Annotated in this window: 18 protein-coding genes; 7 read left to right on the top strand and 11 right to left on the bottom strand. The window is 44.2% G+C overall.

Annotated elements, in window-relative coordinates; translation table 11 throughout:
• Positions 1 to 2 precede the first annotated feature (2 nt).
• From ACEQZT_RS10955 to ACEQZT_RS10980, 6 genes are all read right to left on the bottom strand, one after another.
• A complete protein-coding gene (locus tag ACEQZT_RS10955; protein ID WP_370089468.1) occupies positions 3 to 833 on the bottom strand; it encodes a DUF4249 domain-containing protein in 831 nt (276 codons plus the stop codon).
• Positions 833 to 3,394, bottom strand: a complete 2,562-nt coding sequence (locus tag ACEQZT_RS10960; RefSeq protein ID WP_370089469.1) for a carboxypeptidase-like regulatory domain-containing protein — start codon at positions 3,392 to 3,394, stop codon at positions 833 to 835. Before ACEQZT_RS10960 ends, ACEQZT_RS10955 begins: the two co-directional genes overlap by 1 nt.
• An 84-nt stretch (positions 3,395 to 3,478) precedes the next feature.
• Positions 3,479 to 4,366, bottom strand: a complete 888-nt coding sequence (locus ACEQZT_RS10965) for a FecR family protein (protein WP_370089470.1) — start codon at positions 4,364 to 4,366, stop codon at positions 3,479 to 3,481.
• Between the two features lie 55 nt (positions 4,367 to 4,421).
• A complete protein-coding gene (locus ACEQZT_RS10970) occupies positions 4,422 to 4,991 on the bottom strand; it encodes an RNA polymerase sigma-70 factor (protein ID WP_370089471.1) in 570 nt (189 codons plus the stop codon).
• A gap of 6 nt (positions 4,992 to 4,997) precedes the next feature.
• Positions 4,998 to 6,116: a serine hydrolase domain-containing protein gene (locus ACEQZT_RS10975; RefSeq protein ID WP_370089472.1), complete on the bottom strand. Its 1,119-nt coding sequence runs from the start codon at positions 6,114 to 6,116 to the stop codon at positions 4,998 to 5,000.
• Complete coding sequence (locus ACEQZT_RS10980; protein WP_370089473.1) at positions 6,116 to 6,799, bottom strand: SOS response-associated peptidase; 684 nt, start codon at positions 6,797 to 6,799, stop codon at positions 6,116 to 6,118. The genes ACEQZT_RS10975 and ACEQZT_RS10980 overlap by 1 nt, the downstream gene beginning before the upstream one ends.
• A gap of 113 nt (positions 6,800 to 6,912) precedes the next feature.
• On the opposite strand from ACEQZT_RS10980, the gene ACEQZT_RS10985 reads away from it, so the two are divergent.
• From ACEQZT_RS10985 to ACEQZT_RS11000, 4 genes are all read left to right on the top strand, one after another.
• Positions 6,913 to 8,556, top strand: coding sequence for a pyruvate dehydrogenase complex dihydrolipoamide acetyltransferase (locus ACEQZT_RS10985; protein ID WP_370089474.1), 1,644 nt, complete (start codon positions 6,913 to 6,915; stop codon positions 8,554 to 8,556).
• A gap of 130 nt (positions 8,557 to 8,686) precedes the next feature.
• Positions 8,687 to 9,226 carry an ATP-dependent protease subunit HslV gene (gene hslV, locus ACEQZT_RS10990; protein WP_370089475.1) on the top strand — a complete coding sequence of 180 codons (540 nt, stop codon included), beginning with the start codon at positions 8,687 to 8,689 and terminating at the stop codon, positions 9,224 to 9,226.
• 99 nt (positions 9,227 to 9,325) lie between these two features.
• Positions 9,326 to 9,904 carry a hypothetical protein gene (locus tag ACEQZT_RS10995; RefSeq protein ID WP_370089476.1) on the top strand — a complete coding sequence of 193 codons (579 nt, stop codon included), beginning with the start codon at positions 9,326 to 9,328 and terminating at the stop codon, positions 9,902 to 9,904.
• On the top strand, positions 9,888 to 10,022 hold the full coding sequence (locus tag ACEQZT_RS11000) for a hypothetical protein (RefSeq protein ID WP_370089477.1): 135 nt from the start codon (positions 9,888 to 9,890) through the stop codon (positions 10,020 to 10,022). Before ACEQZT_RS10995 ends, ACEQZT_RS11000 begins: the two co-directional genes overlap by 17 nt.
• A gap of 235 nt (positions 10,023 to 10,257) precedes the next feature.
• On the opposite strand, the gene ACEQZT_RS11005 is transcribed toward ACEQZT_RS11000, so the two are convergent.
• The gene (locus tag ACEQZT_RS11005) at positions 10,258 to 10,674 is read right to left on the bottom strand and encodes a DUF6326 family protein (protein WP_370089478.1); all 417 of its coding nucleotides are present in this window, start codon (positions 10,672 to 10,674) and stop codon (positions 10,258 to 10,260) included.
• A gap of 60 nt (positions 10,675 to 10,734) precedes the next feature.
• Between ACEQZT_RS11005 and ACEQZT_RS11010 the strand changes: the two genes are divergently transcribed.
• Entirely contained in the window at positions 10,735 to 11,004 is a 270-nt protein-coding gene (locus ACEQZT_RS11010) for a hypothetical protein (protein ID WP_372530154.1), read from the top strand.
• Between the two features lie 474 nt (positions 11,005 to 11,478).
• On the opposite strand, the gene ACEQZT_RS11015 is transcribed toward ACEQZT_RS11010, so the two are convergent.
• The 4 genes from ACEQZT_RS11015 to ACEQZT_RS11030 all read right to left on the bottom strand — a co-directional run bounded on the left by ACEQZT_RS11015 (position 11,479) and on the right by ACEQZT_RS11030 (position 14,826).
• Positions 11,479 to 12,342 (bottom strand): exonuclease domain-containing protein, encoded by an 864-nt coding sequence (locus ACEQZT_RS11015; protein WP_370089479.1) that lies wholly within the window; start codon positions 12,340 to 12,342, stop codon positions 11,479 to 11,481.
• An 81-nt stretch (positions 12,343 to 12,423) separates the two neighbouring features.
• Positions 12,424 to 12,909, bottom strand: a complete 486-nt coding sequence (locus ACEQZT_RS11020; RefSeq protein WP_370089480.1) for an N-acetyltransferase family protein — start codon at positions 12,907 to 12,909, stop codon at positions 12,424 to 12,426.
• Complete coding sequence (locus tag ACEQZT_RS11025) at positions 12,909 to 14,348, bottom strand: aspartate aminotransferase family protein (protein WP_370089481.1); 1,440 nt, start codon at positions 14,346 to 14,348, stop codon at positions 12,909 to 12,911. Before ACEQZT_RS11025 ends, ACEQZT_RS11020 begins: the two co-directional genes overlap by 1 nt.
• The gene (locus ACEQZT_RS11030; RefSeq protein WP_370089482.1) at positions 14,341 to 14,826 is read right to left on the bottom strand and encodes a MarR family winged helix-turn-helix transcriptional regulator; all 486 of its coding nucleotides are present in this window, start codon (positions 14,824 to 14,826) and stop codon (positions 14,341 to 14,343) included. Before ACEQZT_RS11030 ends, ACEQZT_RS11025 begins: the two co-directional genes overlap by 8 nt.
• Before the next feature lie 85 nt (positions 14,827 to 14,911).
• On the opposite strand from ACEQZT_RS11030, the gene ACEQZT_RS11035 reads away from it, so the two are divergent.
• Together ACEQZT_RS11035 and ACEQZT_RS11040 are read left to right on the top strand one after the other, a co-directional pair.
• A complete protein-coding gene (locus ACEQZT_RS11035; protein ID WP_370089547.1) occupies positions 14,912 to 18,361 on the top strand; it encodes a pyruvate carboxylase in 3,450 nt (1,149 codons plus the stop codon).
• A 121-nt stretch (positions 18,362 to 18,482) separates the two neighbouring features.
• Complete coding sequence (locus ACEQZT_RS11040) at positions 18,483 to 19,727, top strand: nitrate/nitrite transporter (RefSeq protein ID WP_370089483.1); 1,245 nt, start codon at positions 18,483 to 18,485, stop codon at positions 19,725 to 19,727.
• Positions 19,728 to 19,731 lie beyond the last annotated feature (4 nt).

A 19,731-nucleotide genomic window follows, 5' to 3' on the forward strand; every position in this document is an offset into this window, starting at 1 on the left:
ACTTATTGAACAGTTAAGGTGCCATAGCTCATAGCGGCAGTTCCGAAATACCCTAAAACTTGTCTGTTGGGTACATTAACATAGGAAAGGTTGCCAGTAACTACAGCTGGTGTAGTTCCGGAAGAGGTGCCCAGTGTGGTTATTTGGGATCTGAGTAGGGATAGGTAGTTAAATGAACTAGGTGAAATAGATAAGAGATGTACGGTCATCTCATCTCCAATTTCATAATCAAAATTTTGAAAATTGTTAGGGATTAGGTTCCCATCAAAAAGTCGATCGTTTTGGATGGTGATGGGTTCCGGTTCATTAAATCGTTCTCCATTCTTAAAAAACAACCATCGATAAAAATTATCTTGACCTGCAGGATCAGGAGTAGTGATTTTAGGGTAGTAGATGGTAATTTGGCGATCCGGATCATCCGGGTCATTATCTTCGAAGGAGTCCACCTGGAGATTCTCCAAAAGGACTCTTTCGGGCATTTCATCCCATTCAGACCTTATGCTAAAAGTGTCTAGCTCAATAAGGACACGATACTCCGCTCGGCTAGTACCTTCATAGTCTGCATCGGCAAGGTAATAGCCATCTATATTGTATGAGTATGAAAAGACCTCTCCGGTTTTTGACTGCACCAGCACCTGAGCATCTTCTATGGGAATTACCGAGTTCTTATCAGCAAATCCATTGGAACGTGTAATCCTGATGGGATGCCTGCCCAATGAATCCGAAAGCCAACCCTCTACCACTATTAGATTCTGTGGTGCTGGTAAATCCACCACTACCACCTCCTCACAGGCAAAAAATCCAAGAATCAATATGTAAGCTATTCGTTTCACTAAAATTTGAAATTGTACGTAATGGCAGGAATAATTGTGCCAAAAATTGAATATTTCACTACCTGAGCCGTACCCGGATCTATGGGTGACTCCCTATAAAAATAGGAGTATGCATTTCTTCTGGCATAGACATTATAGATGGTCAATATCCAATAATCATCATTCTTCCTCCGCTTTCCACTCTTCTTAAAAGTCTTTCCTTCCCACTTCACTGACAAATCAAGCCGGTGATAACTTGGTAGGCGGGCATTATTTCTAAACTGAAAATGAGGGACAAGATTATCTTCAAACACGTATTTGTCAGTCGGTAAGGTCACAGGTATGCCTGTGTTGAAGAGGAAGTTGGTTGAAGCACTCAATCTCGGAGAAAGCTGCATGCTCCACGAAGTGGAGAAGTCGTGTGTCTTGTCATGATTCTCCAGGATGTATGGATTGGTATTGTTTTCTGGGATTCTACTTTCAGCTCTCGAAAGCGTGTAGCTAATCCAACCCTTGAGCTTGCCTGTTTTTTTACGAGCGTACAATTCCAGTCCATAGGCTCTGGCATCTCCTATAATTAGTTCAGTTTCGATGTTTTCGTTAAATACTAGATCAGCCCCATTTTTGTACTGAATATTGCTGTTGATGTCCTTGTAGTAAACCTCTGAGGAAAGCTCCCACATATTTCCATTTAGATTTTTGTAAAAACCAAGGGTGTACTGCTCTGTGGTGGTAGGGGGTATGTATTCATTGCTAAGCTTCCAAATATCAGTTGGGGTAGGTGATACTGTGTTAGAAATGAGGTGTAAATACTGTGCTGTACGTGAGAAGGCGGCCTTCAATGATGCGGACTCATTGAGCCTCCAATTGACTGAAAATCGAGGCTCTAGATTGATGCTTTTCTCTATGACTTCAAAACTACTGAACCGAAGAGTGTCGGTGATGGTCGTATCAGAGAAAGGGGTACCATCTTGATACCTGTAAACAGTGCCCGGTCCCAAAGTATGCAATCCACTTACTCTAAGTCCGTAGTTGAATGAAAAATCTCCAATGCTGGTTTCTTGACCTATGTGTGCCGCTGATTCAAATCCTTGTTCATTCTCCAACTCAATTTTATTGGTTGTGGCGTTTTGGTCGAGAGGCTCCCGGGAGCCAGGCAATAGCCTATGGTAGATTGTGCTGAAGCCAAATGAAACCTCATTGTTTGGATTAAAAACATAGGTTAGGTTCATTTTTAAGCCATGATCTGCAATCTTTGATCGGCCAATAAACGCTCCTGGTTCTTCGGTATTTTCAATTCGATAATTGTACTCAGATACAAAAGCAGAAATATTAGAAAATAATCTGGGTGTGAATAGGTAATTCCATCGGAAATTTAGCATACGGTTTCCCCAGTTTCTGGTTGAGTTGAGCCCTGCAAGGTTTCGGTCATTCCCGATATACCCGGAGAGGTAGTAGGTACTTGCCTGACTGTACTTGAAATTGAGTTTTACATTCAAATCCTGGAATCGGATTCTGTTTCTTCTGACTGAAGTGCTCGCGAAATCATCTATAGAAAGATTGAGCAAGCTCTGTCTTCCGGAAATCAAAAATGAGCTCTTTCCTTCATGAATTGGTCCTTCAATAAGGGCTCTTGCAGAAAGTATCCCAAGACCTCCTGAAAAACGAGTTTTGTTGACATTTCCTTCCTTTTGACGAACCTCAATCACCGATGAGGTTCTGCCTCCATAGGATGGGGGAATGAACCCCTTCATGATCCGAACATCATTGACGGCTTCAGGGTTGAATACTGAAATCAGCCCGTAGAAGTGGTTTGGGTTGTAGATAATTGCTTCGTCCAGGAGTGTGAGGTTTTGGTCCACTCCTCCACCTCGTACATGGATACCGCTAGCGTCCTCTCCGATAGCCCTTATTCCTGGTTTGAGTAGTGCATTTTGAATCACATCCACTTCGCCGAGGAAATATGGGATTTGGCCATCTGCGCCGGTAATGGAGATGCGATTGATGGAAGGTACATTTTCCGAGATATTGGCATCATCAGAAACAGAGTTTACCTCCACTTCATCCAGTTCGGTCACTTTTGGAGGAATTGATACATCCGTGTAGGTATTTCTGTACAGTGAAATTTCAACCTTCTTGGACTGATAACCTATATGAGAAAACTGTAAGAAATAGTCTCCCTCTTTTAAGGTAAGCGAGTAGTATCCATAGCCATTTGTTGTGGTTCCCAGCTTAGTTCCGACCACCTGGACAGATGCACCAATGATGTGCTCACCAGACTCTACATTTTTTAAAACACCGTGGACAGTATATGATTTAGGAATATGTGGTGAAACGATTATTTGTCCACTTTCGTAATTGATGTCCGCAATTCTACTTTCGATAATTTTATCCAGAAATTGCTTTACGGTCAGCCCTTTTTCAATAGTAAGAGATTGATTTGTCAGTTTATCGGCACTGTAAGCAATGGCAATACCCTGAGCTCGCAACGAATCCAATGATTTGAAAAGGGTTACTTCACCCCAGAATGTAAGGTTGCCTTGAAGCGCGCTTTGTGAATAGGAAACACTTATCCAGCACAAGCATGTGATGGTTAGTACTTTACGTAAAGTGGAATAGTAGGCGACAAACACGCCCACAAAAGTAATGAATCGATTAAGCTACGATTAGCAGCCTGAGCCAGAAATTTTTACAGTATTATCCTTCAGAGAAGTTTTCACACCCAGCACGGAACTGATAGTCTCTAAAACCTCGTCGAGCGTTTGTTTGTTGAAGGTGACTGATATTCGGCATTTTTTAAGCTGATCATCAGATAGTTTAAACTCAACCTTGTAATACTCTCCCAATTCCACTAGAGCTTCGCTTAGTGGTGTTTTGTCAAAATTGAAGATTCCATTCCTCCAGCTCATGATGTTAGCTGAAGGCATAGGCTTAATTTCTACTGTGGCATCTTTTCTGTTGAAAACAGCCTCCTTACCAGCTGAAACCTGAGTTTGTTTACCTTCTTTTTCAAAAGCAACCAACCCTCGGTCTACAAATAGCTTTACTTCATTATCTGTAGTAATCAGATTAAAAGCAGTTCCAAGTACCCGAACGTCTACACCATTTACATCAATGATGAATGGTTTTTTGCTTTTTTGAATATCAAAATAGGCCTCTCCGGTGAATGAAACGTTTCGTTCATCACCGAACTCCTCAGGGTAGGTAAACGATGAATTTGCATTCAGTATTCCAATTGACCCATCAGGAAATTTAACATTCACCTTTTGGTCGGTAGATGCTACGTGAATTTGATTCGGAGTAGGATTATACAGGAAGAGAGAAATGGAAAGAATTGCCAGGATTGCTACACTAGCTGCGATTTTCATCCAGGTAAAGCTCTTGTTTGGATTGTGATGAATTTTTCTATTCAACGCTTCCCAAGCTTTATTCTCATCTACTTCTGGCGCCTCAATCTCAGAGTGCTGAAATAGGAACTCAACGAACTCATCCTCAGAGGAAGAGGACTGTTCCTTGTAGTTCAGGTGGTTATATGCTTCCAGGTCCTTTGCCATCTCATTAGTCAGTCAATCAGAGGTGGGTCAACCCCTAATTTTTTTTAACTTTTTTTCAAGCCATATGCTCTTTATAATGTTTGTACACATGTTCCAGCGATTCCCTCAATTTTTTTAGTGCAATTCCCATCTGATTTTCCACAGTTTTCTTCGAAAGATCAAGCTCTTCGGCTATTTCCTCATAGGTCATACCGGCATTTCTGCTTAGGATGAAAATCTTACGACATTTCTTTGGTAGAGCATCTATTGCAGTCTGGATGTACTTCTTCAACTTCTCATTTTCACCCTCGTCTTTTTTGGGCATACTCACACTCAGCATCACTTCACTCACATCAGCCATCGATTGCTGCTTTGGAAGCTCCAGCTTGATATAGTTCAGGCACTTGTTTTTTACAGCGGAGTATAGGTAGGTTTTGAGTGTTGTTTGAATCTCAATGTTTCCTCGCTTTTCCCACATATACAAGAATACCTCCTGTGCCATTTCTTCCGCAATGGTCACATCCCGCACATAGGTAAATGCAAACCGGTAAAGCTCCTTGTAATAACGCTTGAATATGACCTCATACGAGGAAAAGTCATTGCTCTTCACTTGCTCAAAAAGCAAAAGGTCATTGTCTTTATTCATGTGAATTTACTGGAACGAGTAGGTAATTTCAGCGAACAAGTTTAACGATGGATTTTGAAATCGTAAAAAGTAGTTCGCCGCGAAGATAGAAACAATCATATTTTCGGAAGGAATAATGTACATATGCTGTCCTAGTTCTCCCGGGATATAAATGATGTCATCATGAGCAATTCCGAATGAATCAGAAAAATTTTCCCCAAAGAGCCACCAGATATGTCCCATGTTATAAGTTCCTGACACTACTGACTGCATAGAGGTTGCATTGTTTACAAAATTTGGATCCAAAATCTTTCTGTTTTCCCAGATACCCTCTTTGAGGAAAAGGTAACCTAGCTTGGTCCAGTCCAGCAATGATACACTTATACCATCACCGCCATTAAAGTTTCCTTGTTCGTCTGTATCTATTGTAAGTGTGGTTATGGATAAGGGGGTAAGAATATTTTCCTCAAGAAATGTCTCAAAACTCTGGCCGGATGCAGTCTCAATGATTTTGGCTAGGAGGATCCCACTACCGGTATTTAAGTTGAATCTCAGCCCTGGTGGTGCTTCCAACGGCTGTTCCAGGACATACTTTATCCAGTCATCTGTGGATTTCATAAGGTTTAAGTCATTGGTCAGACTAAAAGGCTGGATACTTTCATTCCACGAAAACCCGCTTCTATGGCTCATCAGGTGAGCGACGGTGATGTTTTGTTTGTCCGGATCATCTTCGAATATTTGCTCATATCCGGGTAGGTAGTCCATAATAGGGTCCTCAATGGAGATTATCCGTTTGTCATCTGCCACTCCAACTGCTGCAAGAGTGAAGGTCATCCCAGCACTACTCAGATTCATTACCTCATTTCTTCTATTCAGGTCTGTTTTTCTGAAAACCTGCTCAAAAGAGTCAAGGTACCTTTCGTAGTAGTTTTCAAAAACCAGTCTGTCGTTTTTGATGATGATCAAGCCGTTGATTTCCTGAAATTCATTGAGCTTTATTCGATTGTTGAGATCCAAAAGGATCTCACTAGAGAGTCCTACCTCGTTGGGCTGGGCATACTCCCAAACATCCTGATCAGGTGCCAGCTCCTGACCCACGTAGCAGGAGGATAAAAGAAGGATGCAAGCAATCGATATAAATCGCATTAGGTAAAGAGGGTATAGTTGCCATGCTGATCCGATGCGGGGGCTGGCTTTATGAATGAAACATCATTCCCTTCAATATCCCTGATCTTAGGTGAAACCGTGTGGGAGATAAATTCTTCCTTAGATACTTGATTTAATAAATCATTTAGCTCATCCTCATCCTCAGATTCGAGCCATCTGCGTGTAGCTGCTGCATTCAAGATTGCGGGCATGTCTTCCTGAAAATCACCGATCTGCTCGTTTGATGGGCGGGTGATCATGATGAATGATTTTGTGCCTTCTTCATCTTCTTCCCAAAGTCCGGCCACTGAAAAAACTTTCTTGTCAGGATAGAAAAAATAGTGAGGTACCTGCTGTTTCTTAGCTACCTGTTTCCACAGATAAAATCCATCCATGGGGATAACACATCTGTGCGTGCTTAATTTCTTTCTGTAGCTGGCCTTATTGATCACTGAATCCATAGGGAGATTGAAAAACTTAGGACTCATCGCTTTATTGTTAGACCACATGGCCATCAGCCCCCAGTTGAAAAAAGAAATTTTATCTGGTTTGGCACTCGTAATCAGCGGCAATACCTTAGTAGGCGCTGCATTAAATTGAGGCTCGTATGTATCGGGAACTTCAGCTCCTAAAACCAGTGCCAGCTCGTCTGAGTTAAGCGTTATTGTATATCTATCCAGCATTTTTGGCAATTTAATACGAGAACATCGCTTACTCAATTTTCATTTTGTGCCGAAACCAAATTTTTATTTTACCGGATGGGTTAATTTTGACTTTAGAATTAAAGACGATCTAAATGGCGGAAGTAATAAGAATGCCCAAAATGAGTGACACCATGGAAGAAGGAGTGATCGCTTCATGGTTGAAAAAAGAGGGCGATGAGGTGAGCTCTGGCGATGTGCTGGCGGAGGTAGAAACAGATAAGGCAACTATGGAACTGGAGTCTTATCAGGACGGTGTGCTGTTGCATATCGGCGTGAAAGAAAAGGAGTCCGTACCTGTGGATGGAATCTTGGCTGTCATAGGTGAGAAGGGAGAGGACTATAAACATCTTCTGGAAGAAGCCAGTAATGGACAAGCCGAGGAAAAAATTGCTGAGGCACCTAAAGAAGAAAGGTCTTCGAAAAGTTCAGGAGAAAAGATCGATACAAGCAACATAAACGCTTCAATCATTCGCATGCCTAAGATGAGTGATACGATGGAGGAAGGGGTGATCGCATCGTGGCTGAAGAAAAAAGGAGATAAGGTAGAGTCAGGAGATATCCTGGCAGAGGTAGAAACCGACAAGGCAACCATGGAATTGGAGGCATATGAGGACGGTACGCTTCTTTATACAGCCGTGGAAGCTGGTAGCGGAGTGCCGGTGGATGGCGTGATAGCCATCATTGGAGAGGAAGGAGCAGACTATGAAACTTTGCTAAAGGCGGAAGAACAATCAGGAGCCTCAGAAGAAGCGCCTAAGGAAGAGAAAAAAGAAGAGAAACCAGTAGCGGCATCATCAAGCGCACCAGCAGCAAAGCCAGCTACTCCATCTTCCAGTGGCAGCAGTTCTGGTTCAAACGGGCGGGTGAAAGCATCACCATTAGCTAAAAAGATTGCGTCAGATAAAGGTATTGACCTGTCACAAGTAAATGGCTCTGGTCCGGAAGGAAGAGTGGTGAAAGCGGATGTAGAAAACTTCACACCATCTCAGGCTACCCAGTCTGCTTCTGCGGATGCAGGAAAGCAAGCCATCAATATTCCTCAGGTTGTAGGCGAGGAGCGTTCCGAGAAGGTAGAGCTTTCTCAGATGCGTAAGGTAATCGCTAAGCGACTGAGCGATAGCAAATTCTCTGCACCTCACTTCTACCTCACAATGGAAATTAACATGGATAAGGCTATTGAAGCGCGGAAGTCCATGAATGAGATTGCTCCGGTGAAGATATCATTCAACGATATGGTGATTAAAGCTGCAGCAGCAGCACTTCGTCAGCACCCGGATGTGAACGTCAGCTGGCATGGTGATCACATGATGAAGCACCAGCATGTGCATATGGGAGTAGCGGTAGCGATCCCTGATGGACTCATCGTGCCTGTGGTTCGCTTTGCCGATAGCAAATCACTTTCGCACATCTCTGCAGAAGTGAGGGAGCTGGCGCAAAAAGCAAAAGACAAGAAGCTTCAGCCGGAAGAATTTTCAGGCAACACTTTCACCATTTCCAACCTGGGTATGTTTGGAATTGAAGAGTTCACGGCTATCATCAATCCACCGGATGCATGTATCATGGCCGTAGGAGGTATCAAAGAGACTGTGATTGTGAAGAATGGTGAGATGAAGCCGGGTAACGTGATGAAGGTGACCTTATCATGCGATCACCGAGCTGTGGACGGAGCGGTAGGTTCTGCTTTCCTGAAGACATTCAAGGAGCTATTAGAAGATCCTGTTAGGATTTTGATTTAATTCTGTCACACTGAGCTTGTCGAAATGTGTTTTCTTATTGTGAGGTTTCGACAGGCTCAACCTGACAAATTGTAACTATTTTGAACTCTGTGAAGCATCTTTTCCTTTATTAAGGCTAGATAAAGATTCTATGGAAAAAATAAAATCAACAACTGTCCTGGCAATCAAGCACAATGGTAAAGTGGCCATTGGTGCGGACGGACAGGCCACTCTTGGCAATACGGTAGCAAAATCGAATGTGAAGAAAATCCGCAAGCTGGGCGATGGTAAGATTGTGACCGGGTTTGCCGGATCTACTGCCGATGCTTTCACCTTACTGGATCGCTTTGATGAGAAGCTGAGCAACTATTCAGGTAACCTGAAAAGAGCAGCTGTTGAGCTTGCCAAGGACTGGCGTACCGATAGATACCTGCGAAAGTTGGAAGCTATGATGATTGTAGCTGATAAGAATGAAGTACTCGTAGTATCAGGGACAGGTGACGTGCTGGAGCCTGACAATGACATTGCCTCAATTGGCTCTGGAAGTATGTACGCGCGCTCAGCTGCATTGGCACTTAAAAAACACGCACCTAATCTCACTGCAGAGGAAATGGTGCGCGAAGGACTCACCATTGCGGCAGACATCTGCATCTACACCAACCACAACCTGGTGGTGGAAGTAGTGGAGTAAACCCAATGAAACAAAAGGTGAAATTGTCATAATTTCATCTCACCACACCCGTTACTTTTTTAGAATTGTAATGTGTATTTATTTAACCAGCCAAACACAATGAAAAACCTAAGACTCACCCTTAGTACCTTTATTTTATTCATCTTTTTTCTTCCTGCTTACGCACAGGAAACTCTTCAGGAGAAGTATGATGAGATGCTCGAGAGTACGGAAACCTATGAGCAATATAAGGTGATCCCTCGCACGAGATTGAACGCTTTCTGGAAGGAAGTGAGCGATTCATTGAGTCAGAATATACGAACCATCAATGACCTGAAATCGCAAATACAAGATCAGGAAGCTTCTATTGCAGCCCTTGAAGCTAACGTTGCAGATCTTCAGTCCAGGCTCGATGAAAGCCTGAATTTGAATGATACTATCTATTTCCTTGGCATTCCCTTTTCCAAGGTAGGTTATCACATCATGGTGTGGGTGATCATTGCTGCATTGGCCGTATTAGGAGTGATGGCTTACTTCATGTTTATCCGCAGCAACAAAGTGACCTCCAAAACCAAGCGGGAGTTTGAAACCTTGCAAGCAGAATACGAGGAGCATAAAAATAAAGCTCGAGAAAAGCAGGTGAAGCTAAAACGGGAGCTACAGACGGCTGTGAATCAATTGAATGAGCGTAGGAGCTAATACTCAATTCAAGAACGTCATTCCTGAGACCGACGAAGGAGGGATTCAGGAATCTTGTACCATTATTGAAGATTCCGGTATTTCTTCGCTGCGCTTCGAAAATAGGAATGACGACTAGGGTCAGTCTGAGCCTGCTTGCGGTAGGCAGTGTTCACGAAGACGACCATTGCAATTCTCTAACTTCATTCCTGAGACCAACGATCGGGATTAAGGATCTTACCTTTGTCATCCTGAGTTTATCGAAGGATAGACAAGCTTTCGGGATGCTCTTACCCGCCCTCATCCCACACCTTTTGACAGGCTCAGGGTGACTTATGTTTTAACGTCATTACAGAGAGAAGGGACAGGAATGCTTAATTTTCTCCGTTCGAAACCTTGGGCCACCTCCAGGCCATCCAGACAATTACCATAGTGATTAAGCTTTCCAGAAAGGCGAGGAACACATAAAAAGAGTACCATGGGGTCATGGATCCGATCCCTATGAGTAGCATCATGAGTGTGAACAAAATTCCAAATACGATATTTAGCATCTTACTAAGCTTGGGGTTGAGTAAAACAGACAGTGCCACCATTAATGAGGGTATGGCAAGGATTGCTGATGCGAGAAGCAACGTCATTGGGCTATCGAGGACATTGTTGCCTGTCAACAGGCTATCTACTTTACCTGGAGTGTATAGTTCAAAATAATCACCGTACAAAAAGCAGAAGACCAGTGAGGTCCAAAGAGCGGAAAGCTTGATTTTGATATTGATTTTTGGATTGTCTAGCATGTTAGGTTTGTTTTTTTAGGGTTACTGCCAGGTTGATGCGAGTAGGTATGTAAAGGTTGCGTGGAGGTTAGAATAAAAAGTCTCATTGCATGTGGAGCGTCATTCTTGAGACCGACGAAGGAGAGTGAGGAATCTTACCTTTGTCACCCAGCAGGAACCTCATCCTTGTCACTGAGTAGGAATCTCACCTTTGTCATCCTGAGTTTATCGAAGGATAGACAAGCTTCGGGTATGCTCTTACCCGCCCTCACCCACACCCTTCGACAGGCTCAGGGTGACATGCGCTTTAATGAGGGTGGAGAAGGTTTTGCACAAAGATCCGGTATTTGATTCGAGGCGCTGGCCGTTCCATCAAAACCGGAATGACGTTATCATCTTGGCTGTTATGCCGGACTTGGCTCGGCATCTTATTTCAAATCACAAGCGAGACGCTTGCGCTAGTGGGGGTCATTCTTGAGACCGTCGAAGGGGAGTGAGGAATCTTACCTTTGTCACCCAGCAGGAATCTCATCCTTGTCAGCGAGGAATCTCACCCTTGTCATCCTGAGTTTATCGAAGGATAGACAAGCTTTAGGGATGCTCTTGCCCGTCCTCAACCCACACCCTTCGACAGGCTCAGGGCGACACGCGCTTTGATGAGGTTGCAGAGTTTTTTATACGAAGATTTCGGTATTTGATTCGAGGCGCTGGCCGTTCCATCAAAACCGGAATGACGGAAGTAACTAAGGGTGGAGTGTCATGCCGGACTTGATCCGGCATCTTCATTCTAAGCACAAGCGAGACGATAGCGCTAGTGAGGGGAGGTTATTCTAGTTCAAAGATTCGCTCAAAATCGGTCTCGGAGAGTATTCTGATATTTTGTCCTTTCTCTTTAATCAGCTTCTCAGCTTTCCGATGCTTTGAGCTTTTCTCATATCCAGCAAGTTTAAATGAATCTTGTATGCCAACTACAAGCATTGTTGTTTTCTTGGTTACTGAGTTCGTTACGTCACAACCTAGTTCAGCAGCAATCTTACCAGCTTCAGCTCGCGTCATAGAAAGAGTCCCAGTGAAAACTAGCTGTTCCCCATATAAAGGGCCATCTGGATTACCATCGAGCTTTATAGTAGAAGATCCATCCTTATAAATTGTCAGAGGTTTCTTAACTCGTTCAACCCAATCTTCAATTGACAGGTTTTCAATTTTTGAAGCCACATTAACAACATGACCTGCTGTAATAGCGTCTTCTAATGCGTCGTGATGGTCAAATTCAAGGTTCAGCATTTCAGCTAGGTTAGCCAAACCAAATCCTCTGTAGGCTACTTCCTTCCAAGTTCGTCGTGCTATCTTAGCTGAATCAAGCCAAACAGGAGAAATCTGTTTTAATTCATATTTCTCGCATGCTCTAGAAATTGCAACTCTATCGAACGGCATATGATGAACTGTAATGCGTTCACTAATCCAACTAACGAGTTCATCATAAATTTCAGGAAAAGTTGGAGAGTCTTTTACCTTTTCCTCATCAATTCCATGAAGTTCAATATTAAAATAGTCGAAGTAGTCCTCAGGATTAATTAAGCTGCTCCACTTGTTAATTATGTTGCCATTCTCAAATTCTGCAATTCCAATTTGACACAAACTAGAGTAGTCTGAGTTGGCAGTTTCTACATCAAGGGCTAGGTATTTCATGGTGGCGGTATTCTCGTAAACATTGATGTAACACACATATGCGTGTTATTTCCCTTCAAATATATCGGAACAATCTAAACATCACACTAACCTCCTCCACATCACATACGCGTCCACCAGTCCCAGTTCCTTGTGCTGAAAGCCTTTCGGTGTGGTGCCGATGATCTCAAATCCAAACTTTTGCCAGAGCTTAACTGCTGTGGTGTTGGTAGAGACCACAATGTTGAACTGCATGGCCTGATAGCCAAGTTCATTAGCTGTATCCAGGGAATGCTCACAAAGCAGACTGCCAATTCCCTTGCCTCGCGCTAAAGGTTTCACCATGTAGCTCGCATTGGCTATATGACTACCGCGACCAGGATGATTGGGTTTCAGGATGTAGGTGCCTACAATTTCATTTTCATCTTCAGCTACATAAGTTTCCATGTAGGGCGCAAACCAATGTTTCTTCAGGTCGACTTTAGGGGTGTCGGCTGGAAACACATAGGTGTCACCACCTCGGATCACCGCCGAGAAAATCTCCCAGACGGCATCATAATCTTCCGCTGTTGCTTTTCTGATATGCATCACTGAATGGTTTGAGCCACCTCTCTGATTACTTTCATCAAATAATCTACAGTTCCCTCATGCATCCGGTGGTTGATCAGGCAAGCCCGGATCACAAACTGATTGTGGAGTGTAGTGCCGGTGATAAACACCCGCCCGTCTTTTTCCAGAGCAGGAATCAATTTTCTATTTAACTCATCTATAGCTGCTTCATCCGTTAGTCCATTGGTATACCGGAAGCAGGTGACAGCCAGGTGAGATGTACTTTTCAATTCAAAGTCATGCACTTTTTCCACCTGTTCACCGAGGTAGTGTGCCAGGTCAATGTCTTTCTGGATCATTGCCTTCAGCTTTTTCATGCCGTAGGTCTTCAGACTCATCCACACCTTCACCGCTTTCGCATTTCGCGTCAGTTGGAAATAGTGCTCATTGAAGTTGGTGCGCCCTTGCTCTTCCAGTCGGGTATCCAGATAGCTGGCCTGCTTGTAATAAGTGCGTTGCAGGATGGCGAAATCTCTAACCAGCAGACACCCTGCTTCGAAGGTTTGGTACATCCACTTGTGGAAGTCCAGTGCGAGAGAGTCTGCTAGCTCTATGCCCTTGTATTCTTTTTGAATGGAATCCAGGCATGCAGGGAGTCCCCCATAGGCCCCATCAATGTGAAACCACATGCCGAATTCTTTTGCGATGGCTGCAAGGGCCGTCAGGTCATCAATGGCACCTGTATTGACTGTGCCTGCATTGCCCACTAGACAGAAAGGAGTAAAACCAGCTGCTATGTCTTGCTCGATGGCCGTACGGAGAGCTTGTAAGTCGATGGTGAAGTCAGGATTTACGCCCACCCTTCTCAAATGAGACGAGCCGATCCCTAATTCCTCCAGGCTCTTGTCTACACATCCATGCACTTCGTTGGAAGCATAGACAGTAAACGGCTTCATCCCGAATAACCCTCGCTCCCGGATTTTCTCTTTCTCAAAAAAGATGTTGCGGGCTACTGTCAATCCTGCAAGGTTGGCCGCAGATCCACCGCTCACCATCACCCCTCCACAATTTTTTCCAAACGTGGTAAGCTCACCAGCCCATTGTACTACACGTTTCTCTATTTCACTCACAGCTGGCCCCAGGTGCCATTTGCCTACATTTTGGTTGATGGTTGCAGTAAGCTTCTCTGCAAGTAATGACATCTGCGACCCGCCGGCCATTACATAGGCGTACATATACGGTCCCACATTATTTGTTGCAGTATCCATCACCAGTTCCTTGAATAGGTCTATGACATCTTCAGGATTCATTCCTTCATTGGGAAGCGGCTCGTCAAACCAGCTTTCGACTTCCTTTTGTTGAAAAAAATGATAGGCTTTCTTCTCTTCGAGATTGGAAAGTTGATTGATAACTAAATCCGAGGTTTTGTTTAGGAGTGCTTCGAATTGCTTCGGTGAAAAGTCAAGGGTGTTATTCATTGCCTAATTCATTTAGGGTTCGTTCTTTAAAATCTTTCTGGCTGTACTGTACTTCCAGTGCTTCCAATGTGTTAAGGAAGTTGTTATCCTCAGAAAAAAGCTTTTTCACACCCTCTGTTCCTGCTTGCCACACCTCCTCAAAACGCGGAAGGTTTTCTTCTGCTTTAAGCGAAAGAGTGAAGAGCTTTTTTCTTGAATCCAATTTATCAAGCGAAGAGTGGAGGTACCCGGCCTTTTCCATTTTTCCCACCATAGTGATCACTGAGGGGTGGGAGAAGTGCAGTTTTGCTGCTATTTCGGTAACGGATAGTTTTTCATACTTCTTCAGTAGTAGAAAAATCAAGAACCAGTTGGGCTCAATGTCTAGTCCCAGCTCTTTGTACATCTGTCGGCCACTATGAACCATGGCGTCACTGAGCCGCTTCAGACGCACAGCTAATCCCAGATACCCAAGCTCATTTACAAAATCATACTTCATATTTATGTAGTTAGCTACATAAATATACAAAATAAATGTAGAAGACTACATATTTTATGGAAAGTCTAACCAAATGGTTAATTTCATGGATATGGAAAATCAGAAGTTCTTCAAGAAAATAATGGTGGCCAATAGAGGGGAGATAGCCATTCGTGTATTACGTGCCATTTCAGAGTTGCATATAAGATCGGTTGCGGTGTACACCTTCGAAGATCGCTATTCATTGCACCGCTATAAGGCAGATGAGGCATACCAGATAGGAGCGGATAATGAGCCATTAAAGCCTTATCTGGACATTGAAGAAATTATTTCGGTTGCTAAGCAAAACGGTGTGGATGCGATCCATCCTGGCTATGGTTTTCTCTCAGAGAATGTGACGTTTGCTACCCGATGTAAAGAAGAGGGGATCACATTTATAGGCCCAGAACCCGAGGTGATGTCTCAGCTTGGTGACAAGGTGATGGCTAAGAAGGTAGCCCGAGCGGCGAATGTTCCTGTTATCGAGGATAACCAGAAGATTTTAGAAAATGATGAAATCGCCAAAAGTGAAGCGAAGCGAATAGGCTACCCTGTGATATTGAAAGCTTCCGCAGGGGGTGGAGGTAGAGGAATGCGTGTGGTGAGAGATGAACAGACCCTGATCAAATCATTCAATGAGGCGAAATCTGAGGCGGGTAAGGCCTTTGGTGACGACACGATTTTCCTTGAGAAGTATGTGGAGAATCCCAAACATATTGAAGTTCAAATTCTCGCTGATGGTGCCGGCAATATCGTTCATCTGTATGAGCGCGATTGCTCTGTGCAGCGACGGTTTCAAAAGGTAGTAGAGGTGGCTCCAAGTGTTGGGCTGAAAGATGAAACCCGAGAACAGCTGTATGAGTATGCGTTGAGGATTGCGAAGCAGGTAAACTATAACAATGCGGGAACGGTTGAGTTTTTGGTTGATCCGGATGAGAACATTTACTTCATAGAGGTGAATCCGCGCGTGCAGGTGGAGCATACGATCACCGAAGAAGTGACAGGTATTGATATTGTAAGAACGCAGATTCTGATTGCCGCAGGTTGCAAGCTTTCCCATCCGCAGATATTTATTCAGTCACAAGACGATATTCAGGTTAGGGGTTTTGCCGTGCAGTGCAGGGTGACCACCGAAGACCCGGAGAATGGCTTTAAGCCGGATTATGGAACCATCATTGCGTATCGAAGCGCCGGTGGGTTTGGCATCCGTTTAGATGCGGGAAATGTATACAATGGAGTGAAAATTTCTCCGTTCTTTGATTCACTATTGGTAAAAGTGACGGCTAAGGGACGGACACTGAAAGGAGCCGCACAACGATTGCACAGGGCACTTAGAGAGTTTAGGGTGAGAGGTGTAAAGACCAACATCGGCTTCCTGGAGAATGTGATCTATACGGATGATTTTTTCAATGGTAAGGCCACTGTCAACTTTATCGATAGCCATCCCGATTTATTCAAGATTAAGAAGAGTTTTGATCGGGGCACCAAAACACTTAATTACATCGGGGAGATATCTGTTAATGGCAGCCCTGATGTGAAGTCCTTTGATCCGAGTAAAACGTTCCGAACTCCCAAATTACCAGCGGTTCAGAAAGGAGCAGCGGTTCCTGAAGGATCAAGAGACCGCCTGAAAAAACTAGGAAGGGAGAAATTTGTCCAGTCGATCAAAGATGATCCGAAAATTCATTTTACAGATACCACCTGGCGGGATGCGCATCAGTCATTGCTAGCTACTCGATTTAGAACAGAGGATATGCTCAAAGTGACCCGAAGCTATGCCCAGCAAAATCCGGAGGTCTTCTCGATGGAGATGTGGGGAGGAGCCACTTTTGATGTGTCCATGCGATTTTTGAAAGAAAGCCCCTGGAAGCGGCTTCAACTGATGCGAGAGGCTGCTCCAAATATTCTATTCCAGATGTTGCTACGAGGTTCAAATGGGGTGGGATACACTGCGTATCCCGATAATTTGATTGAGAAGTTCATTGAACGAACGGCGGAGAACGGGATGGATATTTTCCGGATTTTCGATTCGCTGAACTGGATTGAAAATATGAAGGTCAGTATCAGGGCCGTACGCGAACGAACCGAATCGCTGGCTGAAGCATGTATTTGCTATACCGGAGAACTGCAGGACGATGACCAGAAGAAATATACCCTTCAATACTACGTGGATATGGCTCGTCAGCTGGAAGATGAGGGTGCCCACATGCTGGCAATTAAAGATATGGCCGGGCTATTGAAACCATACAGCGCACAGCTTCTAGTTTCTGAGTTGAAGAAAGCAGTGGACCTGCCGATTCATCTGCATACGCACGACACGTCATCCATGCAGGCCGCCATGTATTTGAAAGCGGTAGAAGCAGGTGTTGATATCATTGATGTGTCGTTGGCTTCCATGTCAGGCCTCACTTCCCAACCAAATTTCAACTCGCTGGTGGCTTCTTTAAAATATCATGAGCGGGGAAGGGCGATGAATCTGGATTCATTGAATGCGCATTCGACCTATTTCGAGGATGTGCGTGAATTCTACTATCCGTTTGAATCCGGGCTGAAAGCCGGGACGGCTGAAGTTTACGAACATGAGATACCGGGAGGGCAATATTCAAACCTGCGACCGCAAGCGATTGCTTTGGGACTCGAGCACAAATTTGAGACCATCAAAAAGAACTATGCGATTGTCAATGACCTGTTTGGTGATATTGTGAAAGTGACACCATCGTCCAAAGTAGTGGGGGACATGGCCATGTTTATGACCGCCAATGACTTGTCAGCTGAAGATATTTTTGAGAAGGGGGAGTCGCTTTCCTTCCCTGAGTCGGTGATTGGATTCTTTAAGGGAGACTTGGGTCAGCCACCGGGCGGATTCCCAGCGGAAATCAGCAAGCTGATTCTGAAAAACCAGAAACCACTGAAGGGCCGAGCAAATGATAACATGGAGCCGGTAGATTTCGATAAAGAATTTGCGGCGTTTCAGAAAGACTTCCCGCATACTGATTTTGATGACTTCCTTTCGTTCAAGCTCTACCCGAAAGTTTTTAAGGAGTATTACCAGCACATTCAGGAGTATGATGAAGTAAGCCACTTACCGACTCCTGTTTTCTTCTATGGAATGAAGCGGGGTGAGGAGGTGATCGTGGAGATTGCCAAAGGCAAGAATATTATAATCGAGATGGGATACATCACTGAACCTGATGAGGAAGGCATGCGAACCGTTTCATTTAAGCTCAACGGACAAACCCGTAGGATCAGTGTCAGAGATAAAAAAGTAGCTGTACAGAAAGTATCCAACCGAAAAGCAGCAGCTGAGAATGAAATTGGATCACCGCTTCAAGGCAAGATCGCTGAAGTGAAGATTAAGGAAGGAGATAAAGTGAAAAAAGACGATGTGCTATTCGTGATTGAAGCCATGAAGATGGAAACGACTGTTTCCTCGCCTGTTTCCGGGACCGTTAAGAAAATCCACTTACAAGCCGGTCAGCTCGTGGAGCAGGATGATTTGGTGGTGGAGATGAGTTAGTTGTTTTTTTAAAAATGTATCCCCTTGAGGGGATTATAGGGGTGACTATAGTTTTCAACGTCATTCCTGAGGGAGGAATTCAGGAATCTCTTATGACTAATTCACCTATCTTGGTTGACTCGTGCAAAACACCAAAACCAACTGGACTTACCTAGCCCTGCTCATCCTGGCAGGAGAAGCGATTTTCGTGTTACCCTTTGTTTTGCAGCGTGTGTTTCGTTCTACTGTATTGGAGGTTTTTCAGATCAGCAATACGGAGTTGGGGCTGTGCTTCACCTACTATGGATTGGTGGCCATGATTTCTTACCTGTTGGGAGGGCCTATTGCCGATCGGTTTGAGCCGAGAAAGCTCATTGCTATTTCACTTTGGCTGACAGCATTGGGAGGATTGATCTACGCACTTTACCCCGGTTTTCACACATTGCAACTACTCTATGGCTACTGGGGATTTACCACCATCTTCCTGTTCTGGTCACCCATGATCAAGGCAACCCGCATATGGGGTGGTGTGGGTAATCAGGGAAAAGCCTTCGGGATACTCGATGGAGGCAGGGGGCTGGTAGGTGTACTGTTTGGTGTTTTTGCCGTATCCCTTTTTGCAACCTCCTTATTAGATGGGGAAGTGTTGAACCTGGCATCCAGAAGGGTGGCATTCAGAGGTGCAATCTATGGGTCATCAGCACTCATTGCGTTGATTGGTGCTTTGGTTTGGATGTTTTTGAAATCAAAAGATGGTATTGATGAAAAAATCGAGCGAATCTCGATCAGGCAGATCAAAGAGGTTATCAGATTGCCAGCTGTTTGGCTTTTGATGATCATTATTTTATGTGCCTACATGGGCTATAAGACCACTGATGTGATTTCGCTATATGCCAGAGAAGTTTTGGAATTTGATGAAATCAATGCTGCCCGGATTGGGACCTTTCTGCTATTCATGCGGCCGGTTGCCGGAGTAGGCATAGGATTTATTGCCGATCGATCTAAGATCACTCGTTGGTTGGTGATCAGCTTTGTCATCACGCTGGTTGGTTCACTTTGGTTTGTGAGCGGGATTGGTCATCGTTTGCTACCCATGTTTCTGATTTCAATCTTCACCTTATCCACTGGCGTTTATGCAGCAAGAGCACTGTATTTTGGAGTTATGCAGGCAGGGAGTATTCCCTTAGCGCTCACGGGAACAGCTGTGGGGCTGGTTTCTGTAGTTGGTTTCACCCCTGATGTATTTGCAGGTGTAATAATTGGAAATCTTTTAGATGCCAATCCCGGCCAGGTTGGCCATCAACATGTTTTCTGGCTTTTGGCAGCTATTTCGGTTGTTGGCGGTATTTGTGCCTGGCGATATCATAAGATTAGTAGAATTACTTAAAAGT

It is taken from the genome of Ekhidna sp., from assembly GCF_964218185.1.
In the GTDB taxonomy this organism is placed as follows: domain Bacteria; phylum Bacteroidota; class Bacteroidia; order Cytophagales; family Cyclobacteriaceae; genus Ekhidna.

What these genes read in the sequence shown, in the direction of transcription:
- ACEQZT_RS10965 (WP_370089470.1), bottom strand. Translation starts at nt 4,366, where the DNA reads ATGGCAAAGGACCTGGAAGCATATAACCACCTGAACTACAAGGAACAG.
- ACEQZT_RS10970 (WP_370089471.1), bottom strand. Translation starts at nt 4,991, where the DNA reads ATGAATAAAGACAATGACCTTTTGCTTTTTGAGCAAGTGAAGAGCAAT.
- ACEQZT_RS10975 (WP_370089472.1), bottom strand. Translation starts at nt 6,116, where the DNA reads ATGCGATTTATATCGATTGCTTGCATCCTTCTTTTATCCTCCTGCTAC.
- ACEQZT_RS10980 (WP_370089473.1), bottom strand. Translation starts at nt 6,799, where the DNA reads ATGCTGGATAGATATACAATAACGCTTAACTCAGACGAGCTGGCACTG.
- ACEQZT_RS10985 (WP_370089474.1), top strand. Translation starts at nt 6,913, where the DNA reads ATGGCGGAAGTAATAAGAATGCCCAAAATGAGTGACACCATGGAAGAA.
- hslV (WP_370089475.1), top strand. Translation starts at nt 8,687, where the DNA reads ATGGAAAAAATAAAATCAACAACTGTCCTGGCAATCAAGCACAATGGT.
- ACEQZT_RS10995 (WP_370089476.1), top strand. Translation starts at nt 9,326, where the DNA reads ATGAAAAACCTAAGACTCACCCTTAGTACCTTTATTTTATTCATCTTT.
- ACEQZT_RS11000 (WP_370089477.1), top strand. Translation starts at nt 9,888, where the DNA reads ATGAGCGTAGGAGCTAATACTCAATTCAAGAACGTCATTCCTGAGACC.
- ACEQZT_RS11005 (WP_370089478.1), bottom strand. Translation starts at nt 10,674, where the DNA reads ATGCTAGACAATCCAAAAATCAATATCAAAATCAAGCTTTCCGCTCTT.
- ACEQZT_RS11015 (WP_370089479.1), bottom strand. Translation starts at nt 12,342, where the DNA reads ATGAAATACCTAGCCCTTGATGTAGAAACTGCCAACTCAGACTACTCT.
- ACEQZT_RS11020 (WP_370089480.1), bottom strand. Translation starts at nt 12,909, where the DNA reads ATGCATATCAGAAAAGCAACAGCGGAAGATTATGATGCCGTCTGGGAG.
- ACEQZT_RS11025 (WP_370089481.1), bottom strand. Translation starts at nt 14,348, where the DNA reads ATGAATAACACCCTTGACTTTTCACCGAAGCAATTCGAAGCACTCCTA.
- ACEQZT_RS11030 (WP_370089482.1), bottom strand. Translation starts at nt 14,826, where the DNA reads ATGAAGTATGATTTTGTAAATGAGCTTGGGTATCTGGGATTAGCTGTG.
- ACEQZT_RS11035 (WP_370089547.1), top strand. Translation starts at nt 14,912, where the DNA reads ATGGATATGGAAAATCAGAAGTTCTTCAAGAAAATAATGGTGGCCAAT.